This window comes from Streptomyces spiroverticillatus (genome assembly GCA_014650415.1).
In the GTDB taxonomy this organism is placed as follows: Bacteria; Actinomycetota; Actinomycetes; order Streptomycetales; family Streptomycetaceae; genus Streptomyces; species Streptomyces spiroverticillatus.
This window is the reverse complement of the sequence record BMUX01000027.1, coordinates 39,799-62,710: the sequence shown is the minus strand read 5'-3', so window position 1 is coordinate 62,710 and position 22,912 is coordinate 39,799. Positions and strand designations below refer to the sequence as shown.

Below are 22,912 nucleotides of genomic sequence, written 5' to 3'. Positions count from 1 at the left end.
CCGCACTCCCCACCCGGCCCCTTACCGCCGGTCCCCCGACCCCCGCATCACAAGGAGGTGGCGCACCGTGACCCCGCGCCCGCGCCCGCGCATCGACGACCTGTACGGCCTCGCCCTGCCCGAGCAGCCCGCTGTCTCCCCGGACGGCAAAAAGATCGTGTACGTGCTCCGCACCGCCGACCGCGAGGCCGACCGCGACCTGCGAACGCTCTGGCAGGTCGGCGCCACCGGCAGCACCGAGCCCCGCCAACTGACGCGCGGCCAGGCCGACATGGCACCCGCCTGGTCGCCCGACGGAACCCTGATCGCCTTCCTGCGTGCCCCTCAGGGAGGGCCCGCCCAGGTGTGGCTGCTGCCCGCGACGGGCGGCGAGCCCGAGCAGGTGACGACCCTGCCGCTCGGCGCAGGGGCCCCGGCATGGAGCCCCGACGGCAGCACGCTCGCGTTCACCGCGCCGGTCGACCTGGCTGCCGCCGAAGGCGAGATCCGCACCGCGCGCACCCGGCGCGCCCAGGGGCCCGTCGTCGCCCGGCGCCTGGACTACAAGGCCGACGGCCTGGGGCTGCTGCGCACCCTGCGTACCCATCTGCACGTGGTACGCCTCGCCGATCGCCAGGTCCGGCAGCTCACCCACGGCGACTGGCACGCGGGCTCCCCTGCCTGGTCGCCCGACGGAACCCGGCTCGCGTTCCCCGCCGCACGCGACGCGGACGCCGATCTGACGCTCCGCAGCGCGGCGTACGTCATCGAGGTGAGCCCGCACCACGCGGAGCCGGTACCGGTCGGTGCCGCAGGCGGCCAAGCGGCCACCGTGACCTGGACGGCGGACGGCACGGCACTGCTCGTCGTCGGCTCGACCGGCACCGCAGTGGGGCACGCCCGGCTGCTGCGCGTGCCGGTGGGCGACACCGGGGCCGACACCCCCGTCGACGAAGCCGCCGCCCCCGTCGACCTGACCGGCGTACTGGACCGCAACGTCATGCCCGGCGGCGCCGGCTACCCCGGCGCGCTCCCCCGGCTCACCGCCGACGGACGCCAGGTGCTCGTCTGTCTGCGCGACCACGGACTCACCCGCCTCTACGTCGCCGAAGCCGACGGCAGCGGCGTCCCCCGCCGCGCGGACAGCGGCGACGCGCTCCAGGTCGGCGGAGTGTCGGCGGCGGGCGGCACCGTCGCGGTCGTCCTGTCCACCGCGACCTCCTACGGTGAGATAGCCACCGTCGATCTCGGCTCGGGAGCGGTCGCCGTCCGAACCTCGCACGGCACGCCCGGCGCTGCCGGTCTTCTCGTGCGCGAGGAGCGGGAGTTCACCATCTCCGACGGCACGGTGGTGCACGGCTGGCTCGTGCGCGACCCGAAGCGCCGGGGCCCCGCCCCGCTGCTCCTGGACATCCACGGCGGCCCGCACAACGCCTGGAACGGCGCAGCCGACTCCGTACACCTCTACCACCAGGAGCTCGCCGCGCGCGGCTGGACCGTGCTGCTGCTCAACCCAAGGGGCAGTGACGGCTACGGCGAGAAGTTCTTCACCGCCGCGCTCGGCGCCTGGGGCATCTCCGACGCGGCGGACTTCACCGAGCCCCTCGACCAGCTCGTCGCCGAAGGCATCGCCGACCCGAAGCGGCTCGCCGTCACGGGCTACAGCTACGGCGGATACATGACCTGCTATCTGACCAGCCGCGACGACCGGTTCGCCGCAGCCGTCGCCGGCGGTGTGGTCAGCGATCTGACCAGCATCGCCGGCACGTCCGACGCCGCACACCCACTCAGCGCGGCCGAACTGGGCGGGGCGCCGTGGGCGGCCCGCGAGAAGTACGCGGAACAGTCACCGATGACTAGCGTCGACCACGTGCGCACGCCGACCCTGGTCGTGCAGGGAGGCGACGACCAGCGCTGCCCCGTCGGGCAGGCCGAGCAGTGGTTCACCGCGCTCCGCGCACGGGGCGTCCCCACCGAACTGGTCCTGTACCCGGGCAGCTCGCACCTGTTCCTGCTCGACGGCCCGCCCTCTCACCGGGCCGACTTCAACCAGCGCATCGTCGACTGGGTGGAGCGCTACGCCGGCGAGCCGGGGCGGCCGCACAAGGTGCCCTTCGACACGTCCCACTGGCAGCGGCGCCTCACCGAACTGGCCACGGCACACCGGGTGCCGGGCGCCGCCCTGGGCGTTCTGCGACTCGGCCCCCACGGTGTGGGCGACGACGTCCTCCTGGCCCACCACGGCGTCCTCAACACCGCCACCGGCGTCGACGTCACCGACGACTCGGTCTTCCAGATCGGTTCGGTCACCAAGGTCTGGACGGCCACCGTCGTCATGCAGCTCGTCGACGAGGGCAAGCTGGACCTGGACGCCCCGGTCGTCGACGTACTGCCCGAACTGCGCCTGGCGGACCGCGCCGTGACCCAGCAGGTGACGATGCGGCATCTGCTCACCCACACCAGCGGCATCGACGGCGACGTCTTCACCGACACGGGTCGCGGCGACGACTGCCTGGAGCGCTACGTCGGCCTGCTGGGCGACACACGTCAGAACCACCCCGTCGGCGCGACCTTCTCGTACTGCAACTCGGGTTACAACCTGGCCGGCCGGGTCATCGAGAAGCTGACGGGTCTCACCTGGGACCAGGCGCTGCGCGAGCGGCTCTTCACCCCGCTGGGCCTGACCCGCGCCCTGACGCTCCCGGAGGAAGCGCTGCTCCTGCGCGCCGCCGTCGGCCACGTCGCCGACGGCGATGCGGCACCCGTCCCCGCCCGGGTGTGGGGGCTCCCCCGCTCGGTCGGCCCCGCAGGACTCGTCAGCGCCGACACCGCCGATGTGCTCGCCTTCGCGCGGCTGCATCTGACCGGCGGCCTCGGCCCGGACGGCGCCCGCGTCCTGAGTGAGGAGAGCGCGGCCCAGATGGCCGCCCACCAGACCGCCCTGCCCGACCAGGACACCCTGGGGGACTCCTGGGGCCTCGGCTGGATCCGCTTCGGCTGGGACGGACAGCGGCTGTACGGGCACGACGGCAACACCATCGGCCAGTCCGCGTTCCTGCGCGTCCTGCCCGACCAGGGCCTCGCGGTGACGCTGCTCACCAACGGCGGCAACACCCGCGACCTGTACCACGACTTGTTCCGGGAGATCTTCGCCGAGCTCGCGGGCATCACCATGCCCCGTCCCCTGGCCCCCGCCGACCAGCCGCCCACCGTCGACGGCGCCGCGCACACCGGGGTGTATGAGCGAGCCGGTGCACGCATCGAAGTCCTCACCAGGGACGGCGGGTTGACCTTGCGTCAGACCACGACAGGCCCCCTCGCGGAGCTGGAGCCGACGCCCACCCAGGAGTTCGCGCTCGTCCCGGTCGAGGACGGCCGGTTCGTCTTCCGCCAGGCCGGTACGCAGACCTGGGTCCCGGTCACCTTCTACACGCTCCCGACCGGTGAGCCCTACGTCCACTACGGCGCCCGTGCAACTCCGAAGGTTTCCTGACCTGACCGCCGATCAAGCCCGCATGGCCGACCTCGTACGGGACTTCGATGCGGCGCTCCGAACATCAAGCCGGGCCGGGTAGGCGGCCGTCAGCCGACGTCACCGAGCCCTCGCCGACGGGCACCTGCCGGTGCCGACCGGGCCCGGCATCGGTGTGGCCCCGCTCGCGGACGCCCTCGACGCGGTGACCGACTCCACGGAGGGGATCCCGGTCCGAGGCCGCCCCCGGCCGCCGCCGAAGGCGGCCCTGTCGTACGCGACGAACTCCGCATAGGATTTCGGCCCGTACGACGAACGTGGGGCCGCATCGCGCCTCCTACGGTAGGAGGCGTGCTCATCCCGATGACCACCCATCCACGAGCCAGCCTCCGGCGCGTCCTTGAGGATCTCGGCCCCACCCTCCTCGACCTCGTCCGCGGAGATCCCGACGGCGCAGACGACATCGGCGGCGTCGTCATCCACGACCCGCACGACGAACCCGTACCACCGCCCCAGGCGCTTGTGCTCGGCGTCGCCGTGCACGATCCCACGGAGATCGTGCGGCTGCTCGACGCCCTCGGCGACCAGGGCGCCGCAGGGCTCGTCGTCCGTGCGCCGGTCGCCGCCGACGAGAAGGTCACCGAGGCGGTGCGACGCTCCGGCGTCGCCCTGCTCGGTCTGACCCGCGGCGCCTCGTGGGCGCAGCTCGCCGCGATGCTGCGCTCGCTCATCGCCGAGGGCGACGTCGGGAAGACGGGCCGCGAGACCCTCGGCGGCGTGCCGTCGGGGGACCTGTTCGCCCTGGCCAACGCGATCGGGGCGCTCCTCGACGCCCCCGTCACCATCGAGGACCGCAGCTCGCGGGTGCTCGCCTTCTCCGGGCGGCAGGACGAGGCCGACTCGTCCCGCGTGGAGACCATCCTCGGCCGCCAGGTGCCCGCGCGCTTCACCAGGATCCTGGAGGAACGCGGAGTCTTCCAGGCCCTGTACCGCAGTGACCTGCCGGTGTACGTCGAGCCCATCGTCCAGGGGGACACCGGCGAGCTCGGCCTGCCGCGCGTCGCGCTGACCGTCCGGGCCGGGGACGAGATCCTCGGCTCCATCTGGGCCGCGGTGCACGGGCCGCTCAGCCCCGAGCGCGGTCAGGCGCTGCGCGACGCGGCCAAGGTGGTGGCGCTGCATCTGCTGCGGCTGCGCGCGGGGGCCGACGTCGAGCGAAGGCTGCGCGCCGACCTCGTCGGTACGGCCCTGGAGGGCGGGCCCGGAGCGGCCGAGGCCCTCGGCCGCCTGGGTCTCGCGGAACAGCCGGGCGTGGTGTTCGCCCTGGCGGTCGCGTACTCCCCGGACGGCGACCAGTCAGCAGCGCGGCACGCCAGGTACGTCGCCGAACGGCAGCGCCTGGCCGACGCGTTCGCGATGCACCTGACCGCCGTCCACCCCCGCTCGGCCGCGGCGCTCGTCGGCGACGTCGTCTACGGCATCGTCCCGGTCCCCGCCGACCGCCCGGACGCGGAGGAGCGCACGGCCCGGGTCGCCGACGATTTCCTGGAGCGCGTCGGCGAACGGCAGGAGCTCCTCGTCGGCGTCGGCCCCCTCGTCCGGGAGAGCACCGCTCTCCCCACGTCCCGGGCCGGCGCCGACCGGGCGCTGCGGGTGCTGCGCGCGGGCCGGGGGAACCGGTCAGTGGCCCGGATCGCCGACGTACTCGTCGAGTCGCTCCTCCTCGAACTCACCGACGTGATCGCGGAGCGCGGCGACCCGCCCTCAGGCCCCGTGGCCCGGCTCGTCGCGTACGACGCGGCACACCACACCTGCCTGGTCGACACGCTTCAGGCGTGGCTCGACACGTTCGGCGACGTGATCGCGGCGTCCGCGGCCGTCCATGTGCACCCCAACACCTTCCGCTACCGGCTGCGGCGCCTCGCGGAAGTCGGCGGCCTCGACCTCACGGACGCGGACGCGCGCTTCGCCGCGATGCTGCAACTGCGGCTGTGGCCGCACGCCCGGCCGTCCTGAAGGCCGCCCGGCACGGGCGGGACTTGTACGGGGCGATGAATGCGGCTCCCCACGTCGTGCGCGCGGACGAATCCCCTCGGAGACCAGCGCCCTAGCGTTGTTGCCAGCACGCCCCACCCGTCCGTGAGCAAAGGGATACACATGTCGACTGCTCCGCATGCAACACCACTCGAAACCCTCCGGACCTGGCTGGACGAGCGCCTGCCGTCCCTGCTCGCCGAGAACCAGGTACCGGGCGCCGCCGTCGCCGTGAGCGTCGGCGACCAGGTGATCGACACCGCCGCAGGAGTCCTCAGCACGCGCACCCGGGTCGAGGCCACGCCGGACTCCGTGTTCCAGATCGGCTCGATCACCAAGGTATGGACGACGACGCTCGCGATGCAGCTGGTCGACGAGGGAACGCTGGACCTCGACGCGCCCGTACGCACCTATCTGCCGGACTTCAAGCTCGCCGACGACGAGGCCGCGGCCGCCATCACCGCAGGGCAGTTGATGTACCACGTCGCCGGATTCGAGGGCGACTTCTTCACCGACACCGGTCAGGGCGACGACTGCCTGGAGAAACTGATCGCCACGTTCGGCGACGTGCCCCAGCTCTTCGCACCGGGCGAGCGGTTCTCGTACAACAACGCCGCCTACTGCGTGCTCGGCCGGATCGTCGAGGTGCTGCGCGGAAAGCCGTACGACGCATGCCTGCGCGACCATCTGTTCACCCCGCTCGGGCTCACCCACGCCGCCACAGGACCGCACGAGGCGATCCTGCACCGGGCCGCGGTCGGTCACCTGAGGCCCACCCCGGACGCCGCCCCCGAGCCCGCTCCGGTGTGGGCGCTCGTCCGCTCGAACTCGGCGGCGGGCTCGATGCTCGCCATGCGCCCCCGCGACCTGCTGGCCTTCGCCCGCATGCACCTCGCCGACGGTCTTGGCCCCGACGGCACGCGCGTACTCGGCGCCGAGAGCGCGCGGGCCATGCGCCAACCCCGGGTGGGACTACCGCCCTTGGGGATCCTGGGCGACTCCTGGGGGCTCGGCTGGGAGATCTTCGACTTCCCCGGCGGCACCGTCGTCGGCCACGACGGCGGCACCGTCGGCCAGTCCGCGTTCCTGCGCGTCGTGCCGGGTCAGGACGTCGCCGTGGCGGTCCTGACCAACGGCGGCGACCCGCTCGCCCTGTACACCGAGATCGTCGGCCGTGTCCTGCGCGAGCTCGCGGGCGTCGAGCTGCCGGCGCTGCCGGTGCCGGACCTGGCCGCACCGCGCGTCAACGCCTCGCGCTACGTCGGGACGTACACCTCGTCGGCAGCCGACACGGAGGTCAGCCAGGACGCCGAAGGGCGGATCTGGGCCGAGCGGCGCCCGAAGGGAGTCTTCGCCCGACTCGGCGGCAGGCGGGAGAAGATCGAGCTGGTCGGCGCGGGCGAGGACACCCTGATCGCCGTCGAGCCCGAGAACGGCATGCACGGGCTGCACGCCTTCGTCGGCGACGACGGCGCGGGCCGTGCGCTGTTCCTGCACACCGGCCGGGCCGACCGCAGGGTCGCGCCGTGAGCGACGTGAGCGCCATGGGCGACGTGAGCGACGTGCACGAGCAGATCGCAACGGTCTTCGAAGAAGCGGGCGCCCAGGGCTTTCTGCACGCCCGCGAGATAGGCCCCGGGACAGCGTCCGAAGTGGCGTTCGGCGCGGACACACCCGTGGTCCTGGCATCGGTCTTCAAGATCCCCGTCGCGGTGGCGTACGCCCGCGAAGTGGCCGCGGGGCGTCTGGACGAAAGGGAACGGACGACAATCCCCGCGCGCTACCGCATCGGAGGCATCGGCACGGCGGGCTGCGCCGACGACGTGGAGATGACCTGGCGCGACGTGGCGCTGTTCATGCTGACGATGAGCGACAACGCCGCCACCGACGTCCTCTGCCACCGGCTCGGGCGCGCGACCGTGGAGAAGGTGCTCGCCGAACTGGGGCTTTCCCGGACCCGGTTGATCGGCTGCTGCGAGGACCTCTTCGCCTCGTTCGCGGCGGATCTCGGTGTGGTGTGGGGAGACATGGCAGGCCCGGGGGGCGAGCCCGGGGAGCTGGAGCGCGTGCTCGCCGCGGCGACGCCCGAGCAGATCTGGCAGAGCTCGGTGCTCGACCCCGCGCGCACCTCGGCCTCGACGCCGCGCGACATCACGGAGCTCCTCGACGCGATCTGGACCGACCGTGCCGGGGCACCCGAAGCATGCGAGCGCGTACGGAGCATGATGGGCCGTCAGATCTGGCCGCACCGCCTCACGTCCGGCTTCGCGTCCGACGTCACGATCGCCGCGAAGACCGGCACGCTGCCCGCCGTACGCAATGAGGCCGGAGTGGTGGCCTACCCCGATGGGCGCCGGTTCGCCGTGGCCGTCTTCACCCGGGCCGCCACCCTCGACGACCGGCTGCCCGCCGTCGACGCCTCGATCGGGCGGGCCGCCCGCATCGCCGTCGACCACCTGCGGCAACCCGCCGGGAGGCACGGATGAGGACTGCGACGAGATCCGCGGCGAGATCCGCGCGGATCGCAGCATCAGCCGTCGGCGCCGCCGCCCTGGGCCTGACCGGTTGCGCCGGGCCGTACAACACCGCGGGACCGGCCTCGGGCGGAACCCTGGCCGACGGCAGGACCTTCACCATGGCGCTGTCGGCCGACCCCGGCACGCTCGATCCGGGCCTGACCGCCATGTCCATCGCCTTCCAGGTCGACCGCTTCCTGTATGACCCGCTGGTCCATGTGGCCAAGGACGGCACCGCGCGCGCGGGCCTGGCCGAGGAGTGGCAGGCGGACGCGACCACCGCCCGCTTCACGCTGCGCTCCGGCGTCACCTGCGCCGACGGTACGCCGCTGACCGCGCGGGACGTCGCCGCGAACATCGCGTTCATGGCCGACGTGAAGAACAGGTCGCCCATGACCGGCCTGCTGGTGAACCCGGGCACCACGGTGAAGGCCGACGCCGCCACCCGTCAGATCACCGTCACGAGCAAGATTCCCGACGCCTTCCTGCTGCGCAACATCGGCATGGTGCCGATCGTCTGCGGCAAGGGCCTCGCGGACCGCGGATCGGTCGCCAGGGGGCACCACGGCACCGGCATGTTCGCGGTGACCGAGGCCGTGCCGGGCGACCACTACACCTTCACACGCCGCAAGGACTACACCTGGGGCCCCGGCCCGTGGAAGGCGGACCAGCAGGGGCTGCCCGACAAGGTCCGCCTCCGCGTCATCCCCAATGAGACGACCGCCGCCAACCTCCTGCTGTCCGGCGAACTGAACGCCGCGCGGCTCAGCGGACCTGACCGGCAACGTCTGCTGGGCCGAGGCCAGTTCCACGCCGATTCGGCCGACCCGTTGGGCGAGATCTGGTTCAACCACGCTCCGGGGCGGCCCGGCCAGGACCCGGCCCTGCGCCGCGCCCTCGTCCAGGCCGTCCGGCTGACGGACATCGGCAAGGTGCTCAGCAGCGGAACCGGCAAGCCCTCCCGGGGTTTCATCACCAACGAACCGAAGGTCTGCAAGGACGACACAGTCACCGGAAGGCTGCCGCCGCACGACGTGGACGCCGCCAAGTCCCTCCTGGACCGGGCCGGTTGGAAAGAGGACGCCGAAGGAGACCGCAGGAAGGGCGGCAAGCGGCTGGCGCTCACGTTCGTCTACCCCAGCCAGCTCGGACAACCGGCGGCGTCCGCCGCCGAGCTGCTCCAGAAGGCCTGGCAGGCCATGGGGGCCGAGGTGACGATCAAGGGCATCGACACCACGGGCGTCACTCAGCTGATCGCGGGCAACGCTTCCTGGGACGCCGCCGTCCTGCCCGTCGGTCCGGCACTCCCGTCCCAGCTCAGGCCCTTCGTCTCAGGGCCGACACCCCCGAACGGCACGAATTTCGCCCACATCGGGAACGACGCGTACACGGCCCTGGTCGGCAGGGCCTCGCGCATGCCTGGCACCAAGGGCTGCCCCCTCTGGGGCCGCGCCGAATCGGAACTGATCGCACAGGTGGACGTGATCCCGTTCGTCGACTCCGTCGTACCGACCTTCGGGGCGGGAGCACGGTTCGAGGTGAGTTTCGGCGGCATCACACCGTCGTCGATCCGGATGTACGGGAACTGAACGGCCTCAGCGTCAACCGCGCGCCACCGGGCCCGCCCTCACGTCCCGGCGCGACGCCGGACGGTCGGTCGGTTTCGTCACGGCCGGTGGCGTGGCGGCGGCGCGGATCCTACGGGCTCCGTCCCGGATCCGGGCGACTCGGCCGATCTCAGCGCTGCCAACGGCACCACGGTCCACGACGCCGGGCGGTGGTGCCGTTCCGGGCTGCGGCCGCTGGCAGCGGGAGGCGACGGGTGTCTGGTTTGGTGCGAGCAACCGACCGCGCCGGGAGCTGGCCGACGAGGCATGGGTCGACCCCCGGGGCCACCCCGGCTTCCTGCTGCACGGCACGTCCGGCAGCCGGACCGCGCAGCGGCCGACCCAGGCGACTCGGACAGCTTGTGCGACCACGGCAGCCGGCCGCCCACAGGCGGCTCGGGCTGCGCGTGCCGACCGTCCTCGTGTCGCCGTTGATCGAGCCGGGCACCGTCTTCTGTGCCCCGCCCGACGCCGGCCAGCTGGACCACACCTCGATCCTCAAGACCGTCCAGCGGCGCTGAACACTGCCCTCGCTCACCGTGCGTGACCGCGCCGCCAGCGACGTCGGCGCGGTGCTCACGCGGACCGCGCCGCGCACGGACGACCCACTGGACGGCGTCGCCGTGCCGGTGGCGGCCGGGCCCAACCCAGCGGCCGGAACCCTCTCCCACATCGCCGAGGTACACGCGGAACTCACCGCCCGCAGGCTCATCCCGCCAAGCGAGGGCCCCGTCCGAGCTGGGTCTAGCAGGAACCGGACACCCCGGAAGCCGTGTTCCTGTCGATCGTGAGGACGGTTCTGCTCACACGGGAAACCCGGTCGAGAGGACTGCCCGCACCGCGATGGCGGTGGTCACGGCGCCGGTACCGGCAGTGACTGCTGCGGCCGGCCCGCACGCCGTGAGGGCGAGTGCGCGGTGGTCGTGCGGGCGCCCGGAGCCGACCGTGAAGGTCACGGTGGTCATGGATCAACTGGCCCCGCAGGCATAGTCGTTGGCGGGCAGCCGATCTTGGGCCAGGTAGCGCGTGACGGCGGCGTCCGCGCAGGACGGGCCGGCCACCACCGCGCCGTGGCCCTCGCCACCGGCCACCGTGACCATCCGCGCTCCGTGCAACGCCCGCCGCATGCCCTGTGCCATGGCCAACGTCGCCTGTGGGTCCCACTCGTTCTGCACGATCAGCGCGTGGGCGTCGTTGCTCACCACGGTGGCCGGCTCGCCTGCCGCCGACTTCCAGAAGGCGCACGGCTGGACACCGGCCCCCAGGTCGCCGGCCAGCGGGTACTTGGCCCGGTCCCGGAGCACGTCCCGGCGGTACTGCTCGGGGTCGCGCGGCCAACTACGGGTATCGCCGCAGAAGGTGGCCCAGGTGACGGCGGGCTGGTTGTCCACCGGAACGTCCGCGCTGAACGCCCCGTCCTTCGCCCTCGCGTCGGCGGACCGGACCGGGGCGGACTCAGGGGCCACCGCCCCTGCCGTCACCGGCGATGCGGCCGGGCCGGCCGGGGCGGGCGGCCCGCCTGCGGCCGAGGCCTTCAGCGCGACGATCCACGGGGTGACGGTCCTGACGCCGACGAACGCACCGTACTGGGAACGGATGTAGCCACCGTCGACTGCCCCGCCCGTCGTGTCGACGGGCGTGCGGTCGGCACGGGCGACGAGATCCCAGTACGCCTTGCGGACCTTCTCCGGGGTCGGGCCCAGCCCGTAGGTGGCGTGGCGGGCGGCGGCCCACTCGGTCCACCGGGTGAAGGCGAGTTCGGCCCCCGGCGCCACCCCTCGGAGCGACCCCCGCCACACGAGCTTCGGGTCGAGCGCGCTGTCGAGCACGAACCGGTCCGAGCGCCGCGGGAACATCTGCGTGTAGACGGCGCCCAGGTAGGTGCCGTACGAGTACCCGAAGTAGGAAATCTTGCGCTCTCGCAATGCGGCCCGGACGATGTCCATGTCCCGTGCCGTGTTGCGGGTGGTGAGGTGCGGCAGCACGTCCCCCGCCTTGGCCCAGCACTTGTCGGCGACCGACCGGGCCCGGGCCACGTCCTTCGGGAACGTCCGCGCGGTGTGCGGGTGGTAGCTGGTCATTTCGTCGGCCGTCAGGCCGCAGCTGATCGGCGCGCTCTGCCCAACCCCTCGCGGGTCGAAACCGATCAGGTCGAAACGCGCCCGCACCTCCGCCGACAACCGCGGTTCCATCCCGAGGGGCATGGTCAGGCTCTCGATGCCGGGCCCCCCGGAGTTCATCAGCAGCACGCCGTGCCGCTCCTTCGCATTGCCCGCCTTGATCCGCGATATCGCGAGGTCGATCGTCCGGCCGCCGGGGTCGCTGTAGTTCAGCGGCACCTTGACCTTCGCGCACTCGAACCCCGCAGGCCCACCCGCTTCGCATCGCTCCCAACGGAGTTTCTGCTGCGCGTACTTCTGGAGCGGATCCCCCGCCGCGAACGCCGTCGCGGGGGTGAGCGCCGCCATCACGGTCGTCACCGCGCCGACCGTGAGTACGGAAATTGTTCGGGCGCCTCGTAGTGCCATGCCAGTCCTCTGTGGGGAGTTCAGTGTCTCGTGTTGCCTCAAGTCTCTGGTTCGCCGCACCCGTATGTCCTGGTGCGCGGGGATGGCTTCAAGATCCAACCAGCGGTGGACGACGGCACGTCGGCGTCCCTCTGAACTCCTGCCCCATGCCGCTCGCCGCTCGGGGTCGGTCCGGGTGAACGGGGGTCCGGGTGGGGGCGGCGCGTAGTTCCCCCAACGCCCTCTGGCTGCCGGACTCCCCTACGGGGCCGCCCGATTCCCCTACGGGGCAGGCCCAACCCCTAGGGCCTGTCGGCAAATGGTGATCTTGAGTGGTGGATCATGGTCGGGTGATACGTCGTCTTGAACTGTCCGATGCTGAGTGGGAGTTCGTCCGGCCGCTGCTGCCCGTGTCGTTGCGGGGGCGTAAGCGGCTGGACGACCGGAGGGTCCTGAACGGGATCGTGTGGAAGTTCCGTACCGGCACGGCCTGGCGGGACGTGCCCGAGCGGTACGGGTCGTGGGCCACGCTGCACACCCGTTTCCGCCGGTGGGCGAAGGACGGCACGTTCGAGGCGATGCTGCGGGCCGCGCAGGCGAAGGCGGACGCTGCCGGGGACATCGACTGGCTGGTGTCGGTCGACTCCACCGTCGTGCGGGCCCACCAGCACGCGGCCGGGGCCCGAAAAGGGGGCTCCGCCCACCGGCCCTCGGACGCTCGCGCGGCGGCCTGACCAGCAAGATCCACCTTGCCTGCGATGCGGCTGGCCGTCCGCTGGCCTTCACTCTCACGGGCGGGAACACCAACGACTGCACCCAGTTCGAAGCCGTGATGGCAGCGATCCGGGTGCCCCGGTGCGGGCCCGGACGGCCCCGCACCCGGCCCGCCCACGTGCTCGGCGACAAGGGCTACAGCTCCCGCGCGATACGGACCTGGCTGCGCCGCCGGGGCATCGACCGGCCCATTTCCGCCACGTCCTGACGGACCGTCGCCAACGGTGGGTGAACCCTCTCCACCACCGAGGCCATGTCGTCGAAGCCCACCACGGCGACGTCCAGCGGAACCCGCAGCCCCCTCTCGCGCAGCGTCGCCAGCGCTTCGGCCGCCATCAGGTCGTTGGCGGCGAACACCGCGTCCACGTCCGGTCGGCGGTCCAGCAGTCCGGCCATCGCCCGCGCGCCGCTCTCCTCGGTGAAGGCTCCCTCACCGATCAGCGCGGACCCGGCGTCCGGCAGTGCCTCGCGGTACCCTTCGGCCCTGTCCAGTGCGGACGTCTGATCCAGCGGGCCCGCGATGTGCGCGATGTTCTTGCCCGAGCGAGACCAGATGCCGCATCGCTTCGCGTGCTCCGCCCCGGTTGTCGCAGTCGACATACGGCACGACGGGAGCCGAGGGCGACCCCTCCGCCGTGACCCGGGCCGGCCGCCGAACACGGACGGCACCTTGGTCCGGGCGACGATCGCGGGCAGTTCGCCGTCGTCGTGCAGGGAGAGTGCGAGGGCCCCGTCGACGTGACCGCCTCCCAGATAGCGGGCGATGCGCTCGTAGTCGCCCGGCCCCTCCACCCAGAGCAGGACGAGCTGGGAGTCGTGCGCCGCCAACTCCCGGCTGATGCCGCGGATCTGCTGGGCGAAGAAGGGGTCTGAGAAGATCCTGAACTCCGGCTCCGCGATGATCACGGCGACGGCACCGTTGCGCCGGGCGACCAGGGTGCGGGCCGCGTGATGGGGAACGTATCCGAGCTCCTCCACCGCCCGGCGCACCCTCTCCACCACCGGCTCGCGGACCCCGGCACCGCCGTTGACCACGCGCGAGACGGTGGCTCGGGAGACACCGGCACGGGCCGCGACCGCTTCCAGGGTGGGGCGGGCCGTTCCGAACCCCGGATTCCGCTCGGGCAAGGGGCGCTCCTCGGCTGCGTCACTCGACTGCCGGGACAGGTTACCCGCCCCCGATCCGCGTCCGCCGGTGCCGTCGTGTGCGCGAACGTGCTCCCCCTGGGCGCGAGGAGCGTCAGATTCACTCCTCGCCCGACGGCCCGTACAACGTGGGGCGGCTCGCTGCGGGGAGCGGCCGGCGCGAAGCGATGCGTGAGCGATGCACCGCGCCGACTTCTGGTGGCAGAGCCACGATCAAAGTCCGGGGAGGGCGCATCGACCGTCAGCCGCACGTGAGGACAGCGCAATGAAACTCAAGGACGAACTTCCACAGGACCATCGCCTGGCACAGGTCTACCGGTTCGGGGCAGCCGGCTGCGGTGTGATCCTGGTGGCCTTCGGCTGCCTCGGATTCGCGGACCGGCTCGCCTTCTTCGACACCCGCGGGGTCAGCGTGGCGGGCATGTCCTCCAACGGCCTGCTGAGCCTCATCTCCGTGCTCGTAGGGCTCCTGCTGGTGGGGGCGGCGTTCGTGGGAGGGAACTTCGCCTCCACGGCGAACATGGTGGTCGGGGTGCTCTTCCTGATCGCCGGGTTCGCGCACCTGTTCGTCCTGGACAGGTCGGCCAACATCCTCAACTTCCGGATGTCCAACGTCCTCTTCAGCTTCGTGATGGGGCTGATGATCATGACTTTCGGCATGTACGGCAGAGTCAGCGGCGGTCTTCCGCACGACAACCCGTACTGGCGCAGCCGCCACCCGCGCGAAGCCGCCGCTGAGGACGCGCGGCGTGCCCGGGCCGCTCTGGCGGCGCGAGGCCTCGCGCCGGCCGGCCCGACCTCGGCCGATGCGCTCGTACGCGGGGGTGCGGTGCAGCTGCCGTCCGCCGAGGGGCAACAGGGGTAGGGCAGGTGACGGCCCACCCGTACCAGAAGGAGGTGTCCCGAGAATGCGCCGAGGTGCATCCTCGGGACACCTCCCGGAGTGACGCGCGGGGAACCCACTGCGTCAGACGGGGGTGACGTCCGGCGCCTCGCTGGGGCGGGCGAGCGCCAGGTATTCGTGTGCCAGGGTCTTGGCCATGTCGGAGACGCGGTACGACCGCACCACCGTGTCCCTGGCGGCGTCCCCCATCGCCCTGCGCCGTGAAGCGGGGACGGCGACGAGGCGCCGCAGTCCGCGCGCGAGGCCGGCGGCGGAGGACGTGTCCAGCAGCGTTCCGTTGACACCGTCGCGCAGGTAGTGGGCCACTCCGCCGTTCCGAGGACCCGCTGCGGGCAGCCCCGCCTCCATCGCCTCCAGCACGGCGATGCCGAACTCCTCCTTGGCGCTCGGGCAGACGTACCAGGCCGCGATGTCCGCGCCGGGGTCGCCGAGGGCGTGCTCCAGGCGGCGGACCTCGTCATTTCCCAGGGCCGGCAGCAGGGCCAGACGTCGCGACGCCTTCTCCTGTCCGACGAGCATCGACCCCAGAACGGCGCGCATCCGCTGCTCCTCCGCGGTGGGCCGCTCCGTGCCGCCGCCGATGAGGACCAGTGCGGTGGTGCGCCACAGCTGCGTGCTGAGCCAGGTGCGCAGCAGTAGGTCCTGCTGTTTGACCGCGTGGAGACGGCCCACGCACAACAGCAGCGGCAGCGACCTGTCGGCGGGTGCCAGCGCGTCCGGGCGGTCGCCTCCGGCATAGAGATCCGCCAGCATCTTCCGTCGTCGTGCCTCCTCGTCACTCACCGCTACGTACGGCACGAGCCCCTCGGGCGGTGCCGGGGGTCCTGCGGGGCCGTAGCGCTCGGCCAGCACGGGAAAACAGTGCAGCAGCTTCTCGGTGCCGCACCGGCCGGGGATGCCCACCACCGTGTCGGCACGTTCCACCAGCTGGTCGGCGCAGAACACCCGGTGCAGGTCCGCGCGCAGCCGCTGCCTGCGCCCCGGATCCTGCGGAGGGGCCGTCGCGTACGCCCGGACCACGGTGCGGTGGGGGTCGGGGGTGGCGGTGAAGCACAGGCCGCTGCCGATACGGGCCGCCGCCTGCGCGAGTGCCAGACCGCCGTCGTCCGCGAACCTCACGTGGAGGACGTCGACAGGGCGCGGCAGGCTGCCCAGGAGGCGGGTCGCCCACCAGCGGACGGCGGCCCGGTGTGCGGGCCACTCGTCGGGCGCGGGCGACGTCGGCGCGTCGACGGGCAGGCTGAGCACCCAATGATCCGCGAGGCGTCTGCGCAGCAGCGTCTGCCTGCGCCCCAGTTCGTCGCGTCCTGCGGCGACCAGGGTCAGAACCGATGCGATGCGCTCGGTACGGGCCAGTGCGTCGCCGAGTCCGCCCAGGAGAACGGACATTCCGCCGCTGGATCCCTGCCCGGGAGTGTCGAGCCCGCCCTGGAGCATGCTCTGCGCGACGACGAGTCCGGCCTGCGGCCACCTGTCTTCGGTGAGGCGACCGGGTGGAGCGAGGAGTAGGCGCTCGTAGGGATCGGTGGCGGTGTGCGCTGCGGGCAGGTGTGCGCGTCCGTCGCGGACATGGTGCAGGTAGCGCCACAGGGCGTGCCGGGCACAGCGGTCGTCGTACGGCGCCAGACGGACGGCCTCAGCGGCGGACAGCGGGCTCAGTCGGGCCGACTCGGCGCAGTCCAAAAGGAATGCGAGGCGGGCGGCTTCACACCGTTCGTCCAGCAGCGACGCGCGCAGCACCTTCTCAGCATGATCGGCCCCGTGCCGGCGCACCGTCTCCGGCCACATCTCTGCGAGCACCGTCAGGGTGCGCGGATCTCCCGACGCGTGGCCGAGCAACTTCTCGGGGGTGAGCGGGATGCGGAGACGGCACGACCGGCGCAGAAGGGCCAGATCGGCGTCGTCACGGCTGAGGGGGTCGGAAACGAGTGGAAGGGCCAGGACCTGGCGCTCGCCGTACTCGATCTCCAGCAGGCGTTCGAGCTCTCCGGTGCACGGACGGTCGTGGGGGGCGCGCGGCGACGGAGCGGGCGACTTGCTGAAGAACGCCTGCCGGGCCGCGAGCAGCGCGTCGGGTTCCCTGTCTGCGGACAATGCTCCCACCGCGTCCAGACGGTGGGCCGAGGAGGCGGGCACGCGGTCTCCTTCGTGTGTGGGCGGGCGACGCTGCGTACTACCGTCGACGCGCCCCGCCCAGATGCACGCACGCTGCCGCGCCGCCCCTCTCCCACGTACACGGATCCCGCGCTCGGTGTGCACCGGGCCCCTGCTGTGTCGGGGAAGACGGGCACCGCGGGCTCATCCGTGGGCAGGGCCGGGACCGTAACAGTCGTATGTCGCGCATTGTGATCATCAGTCCGCCCTTCCTTTCGCACGCCCGTCCGCTGTCGGTGCTCGCCTCTTCCCTGCGGGCGCAGGGCGCTGAGGTTCATTTCGCATGCACGGAGGCCTTCGAGGACCTGGCGGTGAGTTCCGGGGCACGGTTCGAGCCCCTGACGGTCACCCGCAACGCGAACACGGGGGTTGCCGAGAGCACACCGCAGGAGGCGGCGGAGTCCGCTCGGCTCTCGGAGTTCCTGGCGGCCACCCGGGAGGGTGCGGTCCCGACGCTGGTGACGCAGGCCCTGCACCGCCGCGCCGACATGTGCGCCGATCCGGAGAAGGTGTACGCAGACGTGGCGGAGCTCCACGCGCGGCTGCGCCCCGACTGGTACCTGGTGGACCAGCTCAGTTACGCGGCGACCTTGGCGCTGCACTGCCTGGGGGTGCCGTACGCCTCGTACTGCCCAGGACATCCGACCTACGTTCTCCGCGACGACGACGCCTGGTTCGGCGTGCCCTACGCCTGGCCCGAGCGCCTGCACCCGGACCCGCGCGAGGTGTCCCGGCTCCTGGCCGTGGCCCGCGACAACGACCGGGCCTTCACGGAGCTGTTCCGCGGGTTCGCCCTCAGCCGGGTGCCGTCCGCCGCGCCACCGGGCCGTGCCTTCGCCCTGACGTCGCCCCACGCCGTGGTGTACATGTATCCGCGTCTGTCGTGGCTGCCGTCACCGCGCCGGGGTCCCGAGCATCTGTACGCGGGCCACCTGGGGGGCCCGACCGTGCCACTGGACCCGTCGTGGGCAGCCCGGCTGGCCCGGTTGCGAGAACGGGCCGACAGGATCGTCCTGATCGCCTTCGGCACGTTCCTCACCGCCCGCGACGACGTGGTGCGCACCGTGGTCCGGGGTGCGCTGGCGGGCGACGACCGGGTGGCGCTGGTGGTAGCGGCGGGTGCGCGGACGGACGCGCTCGCCGACCTGGCGTCCGACCGCGTCGTCGTGGTGCCTTCGGTGCCCCAGCAGTCCTTGCTGTCCCACGTGGACGCGATGGTCCACCACGGGGGCAACAATTCCTTCACCGAATGCCTGCGGGCCGGGGTTCCCGCCTTGGTGCTCCCCTTCTCCAGCGACCAGTTCGCCGTGGCCCACGACGCCGAGCGAGCGGGCGTGGCGGTGGTGCGCGACCCCAATCGCCTCACGCCCCACGACGTCGCGCACGCGCTGGACGAGGTCCTCGTCCAGGTGCGCCCCCGAATGGCGGGCTGGGCGTGCCGGCTTCGTGCGCACGGACCCGACCGGGCCGCGACGGGTTTGCTGGACGTCATGGGTACGTCCGCGGCCGTACGGGCGGCTGTGAGCGGGCCACCGCGATAGGGCCGGCCCCCGGACAGGCATCGGGCCTCGTGTCCGCACGTCCGGTTCCGCCGAGCGCGGTGCGTGCCGTCCGCGAGGGCGTGGCGCTCAGTCGGCCGCGGACGGCACCCGTTCGCGGGGCTGCGGCGGAACGGCTTCGGGGTACTCATGGGGAGATTCCGGTCCTGCTGCATCCGAGCAGGTCCGGCGGAAGGAAGAGCAGGACACATTCCCGCCGGCGCCCGAGGAAGGCAGCACGATGCACCGTACGCGGAGGAGCGAAGACCCCTGGGGCAGCGGGCGTTTCGGCCCCGGGGCAGGGCACACGGCCCGTGCGGCCCCCTCGGAACACCGGGCGGCGCACGGCCGGGACCCGGCGTTTCCCGGAGACAGCGTTGCGGCGCGCCGCGTCGACCGGGACGTGTCCGGCGCCGTCCGGGAGGTGCTGGAGGAGCTGCTGCGCGGGCGCGTGCAGGACGCCGCGGCGCTCGACGCGACGTTCGCGGCGGAGGTAGCGGCGCGGGTCGCCGACTTCACGCTGAACGGTGGCAAGCGGTTGCGGGCGCAGTTCCTGTGGTGGGCGTTGCGCGCCTGCAACGGGGGATCGCGTCCGGCGACGGTCAACAGCGCGCTGCGGCTGGCCGCCGGGCTCGAACTCATCCAGACGTGCGCCCTGGTGCACGACGACGTGATGGACGGCTCCCCGGTCCGTCGGGGCGGGCCCGCGCTGCACGTCGTACTGGGCGCCGGGCGCACCCTGCCGGGCGCATCGGACGCCGGCGTGTCCTTCGGCTCGGCCGCGGCCGTTCTGGCCGGGGACCTGGCCCTGTGCTGGGCCGACGACGTGGTCGCGGATGCCTGGGACGCGTACCCCGTGGGCGCGGAGGCGCGCACGCGGGTGCGCGCGTTGTGGCAGGCGATGCGCACCGAGATGGTGGCCGGCCAGTACCTGGACCTGCACGGCCAGGTGTCCGGGTCGCGCACGGTGGGCGGCGCCATTCGCATCGCGACGCTCAAGAGCGCCCTGTACTCCGTGGAACGCCCGCTGGCCCTGGGGGCCGCCCTTGCCGGGGCGGACCTGCGGACGAGTGCGGCGTTGTGCTCCGCGGGGCGATGCGCGGGCATCGCCTTCCAACTGCGCGACGACCTGCTGGGGGCGTTCGGCGACCCGCTGGACACGGGCAAGCCGTCGGGGGAGGACATCCGCGACGGGAAACCGACCTACCTGACGGCGATCGCCAGGGCCCGGGCGCAGGCGTCCGGGGACCGGACCGCGACCGCCCTCCTGGACGCCTCGCTCGGTGATGCCACGCTGTCCGACGACGGCCTGGACCGCGTCAGGGGGGTGCTGGAGGACACCGGTGCCCGAAACGTGGTGGAGGCGAAGATCTCGCGGCTCGTGGCCGTGGCACACAGACACCTGGCGTCGGTGCCCCTCGTACCGGGGGCGCAGGAGCGGCTGAGGGAGCTGATGGCGGGGCTCGCCGCCGCACCCGGTGCGGGCGCGGGGAGAACAGCGAGCGGTCCGCGTCGGACCGCGTTCCACGAGGAGGAGACCCGGTGGGCTCGATGAACGGGCGGACGACGGAGACGACGGGCCCCCCTCGGAGGTCGGCGGCGACGTTCGCCGGGAGGACGCCCTTGTCCACGCGGGCCGCGCACACCGGTGCGAAAACGGTCAAGGGGCCCACTGATCACGTCGTGGTGGTCGGTGCCGGGCTGGCCGGCCTGTCCGCCGCGCTGCACCTGCTCGGTGCGGGCCGGCGGGTGACCGTGGTGGAACGGGCGGACGAACCCGGCGGGCGGGCCGGTCTGCTGGACCGTGGCGGGTACCGCATCGACACCGGTCCCACCGTGCTGACCATGCCGGACCTGGTGGAGGAGGCGTTCGCCGCCGTCGGCCACTCGATGGCGGGGAGGCTGGACCTGGTCCCGTTGCATCCCGCCTACCGGGCCCGCTTCGCCGACGGCAGCGCACTGGACGTACACACCGACGGGGCGGCCATGGAGGAGGAGATCGCCCGGTTCGCCGGGGCCCGGGAGGCAGTCGGCTACAGGAAGCTGCGGGCCTGGCTGGAGCAGCTGTACCGGGTGCAGATGCGGCGGTTCATCGACGCCAACTTCGACTCCCCCCTCCAGCTCCTGCACCCGGATCTGGCACGGCTCGCCGCGCTCGGCGGCTTCGGCCGGATGGACGCGCGGATCGGACGCTTCCTCTCCGACGAACGGCTGCGCCGCGTCTTCACCTTCCAGGCCCTCTACGCGGGGGTGCCCCCCGCCCGGGCACTCGCCGCGTACGCGGTGATCGCTTACATGGACACGGTGGCGGGCGTCTACTTCCCGCGCGGCGGCATGCACGCGCTCCCGCGTGCCCTGGCGGCGTCCGCCGCCGAGGCGGGGGCCGATTTCCAGTACGGGCACGAGGTGACGCGGCTGGAACGGTCCGGCACCGCCGAGCGCGTGACCGCGGTCATCACCGACCAGGGGCGCATCGCCTGCGACGCGGTGGTGCTGACTGCGGACCTCCCGGTGGCCTACCGGCTGCTCGGCAGGTACCCGCGACGGGCCGCGCCGTTGCGGCACTCGCCGTCCGCGGTGATCCTGCACGCGGGCACCGACCGGACCTGGCCGGAGCTGGGGCACCACACCATTTCCTTCGGCGGTGCCTGGAAGGAGACCTTCCGGGAGTTGACCCGCACCGGCGACCTGATGTCGGACCCCTCGCTGCTGATCACCCGCCCCACCGCGACCGATCCCTCGCTCGCTCCCCCGGGGCGACACCTGCACTACGTACTGGCACCCTGCCCGAACACGGTGGTCGGGCCCGGTGTGCGGGAGTGGGCGGACCTCGGGCCCCGCTACCGCGACAGCCTCCTGCGCACCCTGGCCGACCGTGGGCTGGAGGACTTCGGCGCGGCGATCGAGGAGGAGTGCCTGGTGACCCCGGCGGACTGGAGTGCCGAAGGGCACGGTGCCGGGTCTCCCTTCTCCGCAGCCCACACGTTCCCGCAGACCGGTCCCTTCCGGCCGCGCAACCTGGTGCGCGGCACCGAGAACGCGGTCCTCGCCGGATGCGGCACCACTCCGGGGGTCGGCGTGCCGACCGTACTGATCTCGGGCAAGCTCGCGGCCGCCCGGATCGTCGGCACCGCGAGGACCGCACGGTCCTCCCCCGCCGCTTCGCTCTCCCCCCGCCGATCCCGCCACCCGGAAGGCCCCCGTGCATGACCGACCGTGAACTCGATGCCGCCGGCATCCGCGATCCCGAGCTGCGCGAGGCGTACCGCCGGTGCCGTCGGCTCAACGCCCGGCACGGCCGCACCTACTTCCTGGCGACCAGACTGCTGCCCGTCGAACGTCGTCCGGCCGTCCACGCGCTGTACGGGTTCGCCCGCTGGGCCGACGACATCGTCGACGACCTGCACTCCGCGGCCTCACCGGCACAGCGCGCGGCGGCTCTCGACGAGCTGGACGCCCGCCTGCGCGCGGGCCTTGCCGGACAGCCCACCGACGAGCCGGTCGTGCGGGCGCTGGCGGACACCGCCGCCCGGTACGACATCGCGCACGAGCACTTCACCGATTTCATGGCCTCCATGCGCAGCGACCTGGTCGTCACCGGATATCCGACGTACGACGACCTGCGGGCGTACATGCACGGGTCGGCGGCGGTGATCGGACTCCAGATGCTGCCGGTCCTCGGCACCGTGGTGCCACGTGCCCAGGCGGCACCGCAGGCCGCCGCGCTCGGTGTCGCCTTCCAGTTGACCAACTTCCTGCGCGACGTGGGCGAGGACCTCGACCGCGGGCGCGTCTATCTGCCCCAGGACCTACTGGCGGCCCACGGCGTCGACCGCGACCTGCTGGCCTGGAGCCGGCTGACGGGGCTCCCCGACCCGCGGATCACCACGGCGCTGCGGAACGTCGCCGAGCTGACCCGCGCCGTCTACCGGGAGGCCGCCCCGGGGATCGCACAGCTCGATCCGGTGTCACGGCCGTGCGTGCGCACCGCGTTCGTGCTGTACGGGGCGATCCTGGACGCCGTCGCGGACGACGGGTACCGCGTGCTGCACCGGCGGGCCGTGGTGTCCCGGCGACGCCGTGCGACGGTGGCCCTGGACGGGCTGGTCCGGACCGCGGCAGCCCGGATCCGGCCCACCGGCACCGGGCGCCGCGGCGTCACCGAGGGGGAGCACGGCGGCGCAGCAACGAACGCGAGGCCCTCGGCCCATGACGGGCAGCCACGGAAGGAGACGGTGTGAGCGAGACCCCTGACGCGCATCAGACACCTCGCCCGGAGCG

The 22,912-nt window shown here is 72.8% G+C and carries 16 protein-coding genes and 1 pseudogene; 13 read left to right on the top strand and 4 right to left on the bottom strand.

Annotation, left to right across the window (positions count from 1 at the left end; genetic code table 11):
- Positions 1-67: 67 nt before the first annotated feature.
- The 7 genes from IE269_RS39200 (at position 68) to IE269_RS43520 (ending at position 10,129) form a co-directional block, all read left to right on the top strand.
- Positions 68-3,472: a serine hydrolase gene (locus IE269_RS39200; protein ID WP_229898576.1), complete on the top strand. Its 3,405-nt coding sequence runs from the start codon at positions 68-70 to the stop codon at positions 3,470-3,472.
- Positions 3,473-3,602: 130 nt separating this feature from the next.
- Entirely contained in the window at positions 3,603-3,746 is a 144-nt protein-coding gene (locus IE269_RS39195) for a hypothetical protein (RefSeq protein ID WP_189828105.1), read from the top strand.
- Between the two features lie 56 nt (positions 3,747-3,802).
- Positions 3,803-5,467, top strand: a complete 1,665-nt coding sequence (locus IE269_RS39190; protein WP_308437013.1) for a PucR family transcriptional regulator — start codon at positions 3,803-3,805, stop codon at positions 5,465-5,467.
- A gap of 141 nt (positions 5,468-5,608) precedes the next feature.
- On the top strand, positions 5,609-7,015 hold the full coding sequence (locus IE269_RS39185) for a serine hydrolase domain-containing protein (protein ID WP_189828104.1): 1,407 nt from the start codon (positions 5,609-5,611) through the stop codon (positions 7,013-7,015).
- On the top strand, positions 7,012-7,971 hold the full coding sequence (locus IE269_RS39180) for a serine hydrolase (protein ID WP_229898575.1): 960 nt from the start codon (positions 7,012-7,014) through the stop codon (positions 7,969-7,971). Before IE269_RS39185 ends, IE269_RS39180 begins: the two co-directional genes overlap by 4 nt.
- Positions 7,968-9,590 (top strand): ABC transporter substrate-binding protein, encoded by a 1,623-nt coding sequence (locus IE269_RS39175; protein WP_189828103.1) that lies wholly within the window; start codon positions 7,968-7,970, stop codon positions 9,588-9,590. Before IE269_RS39180 ends, IE269_RS39175 begins: the two co-directional genes overlap by 4 nt.
- Positions 9,591-9,970: 380 nt before the next feature.
- Positions 9,971-10,129 (top strand): alkaline phosphatase family protein, encoded by a 159-nt coding sequence (locus IE269_RS43520; protein ID WP_229898574.1) that lies wholly within the window; start codon positions 9,971-9,973, stop codon positions 10,127-10,129.
- A 282-nt stretch (positions 10,130-10,411) separates the two neighbouring features.
- On the opposite strand, the gene IE269_RS39165 is transcribed toward IE269_RS43520, so the two are convergent.
- Together IE269_RS39165 and IE269_RS39160 are read right to left on the bottom strand one after the other, a co-directional pair.
- A complete protein-coding gene (locus IE269_RS39165) occupies positions 10,412-10,573 on the bottom strand; it encodes a hypothetical protein (RefSeq protein ID WP_189828102.1) in 162 nt (53 codons plus the stop codon).
- A gap of 3 nt (positions 10,574-10,576) precedes the next feature.
- The gene (locus IE269_RS39160; RefSeq protein WP_189828101.1) at positions 10,577-12,136 is read right to left on the bottom strand and encodes an alpha/beta fold hydrolase; all 1,560 of its coding nucleotides are present in this window, start codon (positions 12,134-12,136) and stop codon (positions 10,577-10,579) included.
- 311 nt (positions 12,137-12,447) lie between these two features.
- On the opposite strand from IE269_RS39160, the pseudogene IE269_RS39155 reads away from it, so the two are divergent.
- Positions 12,448-13,082 (top strand): annotated as a pseudogene (locus IE269_RS39155) (IS5 family transposase); the annotation flags it as partial.
- On the opposite strand, the gene IE269_RS39150 reads toward IE269_RS39155, so the two are convergent.
- Complete coding sequence (locus IE269_RS39150) at positions 13,025-14,017, bottom strand: LacI family DNA-binding transcriptional regulator (RefSeq protein ID WP_268253654.1); 993 nt, start codon at positions 14,015-14,017, stop codon at positions 13,025-13,027. The pseudogene IE269_RS39155 and the gene IE269_RS39150 sit on opposite strands and share 58 nt — an antisense overlap.
- A 283-nt stretch (positions 14,018-14,300) precedes the next feature.
- Between IE269_RS39150 and IE269_RS39145 the strand changes: the two genes are divergently transcribed.
- Positions 14,301-14,900, top strand: a complete 600-nt coding sequence (locus tag IE269_RS39145) for a DUF4383 domain-containing protein (protein WP_189828100.1) — start codon at positions 14,301-14,303, stop codon at positions 14,898-14,900.
- A gap of 102 nt (positions 14,901-15,002) precedes the next feature.
- Here the strand turns inward: IE269_RS39145 and IE269_RS39140 are convergent, their stop codons facing one another.
- Positions 15,003-17,075, bottom strand: coding sequence for a glycosyltransferase family 4 protein (locus IE269_RS39140; RefSeq protein ID WP_189828099.1), 2,073 nt, complete (start codon positions 17,073-17,075; stop codon positions 15,003-15,005).
- 329 nt (positions 17,076-17,404) lie between these two features.
- On the opposite strand from IE269_RS39140, the gene IE269_RS39135 reads away from it, so the two are divergent.
- From IE269_RS39135 to IE269_RS39120, 4 genes are all read left to right on the top strand, one after another.
- Positions 17,405-18,634 (top strand): glycosyltransferase, encoded by a 1,230-nt coding sequence (locus tag IE269_RS39135; RefSeq protein ID WP_229898573.1) that lies wholly within the window; start codon positions 17,405-17,407, stop codon positions 18,632-18,634.
- A gap of 400 nt (positions 18,635-19,034) precedes the next feature.
- Positions 19,035-20,186: a polyprenyl synthetase family protein gene (locus tag IE269_RS39130; protein WP_229898572.1), complete on the top strand. Its 1,152-nt coding sequence runs from the start codon at positions 19,035-19,037 to the stop codon at positions 20,184-20,186.
- A 68-nt stretch (positions 20,187-20,254) separates the two neighbouring features.
- Entirely contained in the window at positions 20,255-21,841 is a 1,587-nt protein-coding gene (locus IE269_RS39125; protein WP_229898571.1) for a phytoene desaturase, read from the top strand.
- Entirely contained in the window at positions 21,838-22,872 is a 1,035-nt protein-coding gene (locus IE269_RS39120) for a phytoene/squalene synthase family protein (RefSeq protein ID WP_189828096.1), read from the top strand. The genes IE269_RS39125 and IE269_RS39120 overlap by 4 nt, the downstream gene beginning before the upstream one ends.
- Positions 22,873-22,912: the final 40 nt, after the last annotated feature.

Excerpts from the sequence above, each read along its gene's own strand:
- IE269_RS39145 (WP_189828100.1), top strand. The coding sequence starts at position 14,301 with ATGAAACTCAAGGACGAACTTCCACAGGACCATCGCCTGGCACAGGTC.
- IE269_RS39185 (WP_189828104.1), top strand. The coding sequence starts at position 5,609 with ATGTCGACTGCTCCGCATGCAACACCACTCGAAACCCTCCGGACCTGG.
- IE269_RS39120 (WP_189828096.1), top strand. The coding sequence starts at position 21,838 with ATGACCGACCGTGAACTCGATGCCGCCGGCATCCGCGATCCCGAGCTG.
- IE269_RS39165 (WP_189828102.1), bottom strand. The coding sequence starts at position 10,573 with ATGACCACCGTGACCTTCACGGTCGGCTCCGGGCGCCCGCACGACCAC.
- IE269_RS39175 (WP_189828103.1), top strand. The coding sequence starts at position 7,968 with ATGAGGACTGCGACGAGATCCGCGGCGAGATCCGCGCGGATCGCAGCA.
- IE269_RS39160 (WP_189828101.1), bottom strand. The coding sequence starts at position 12,136 with ATGGCACTACGAGGCGCCCGAACAATTTCCGTACTCACGGTCGGCGCG.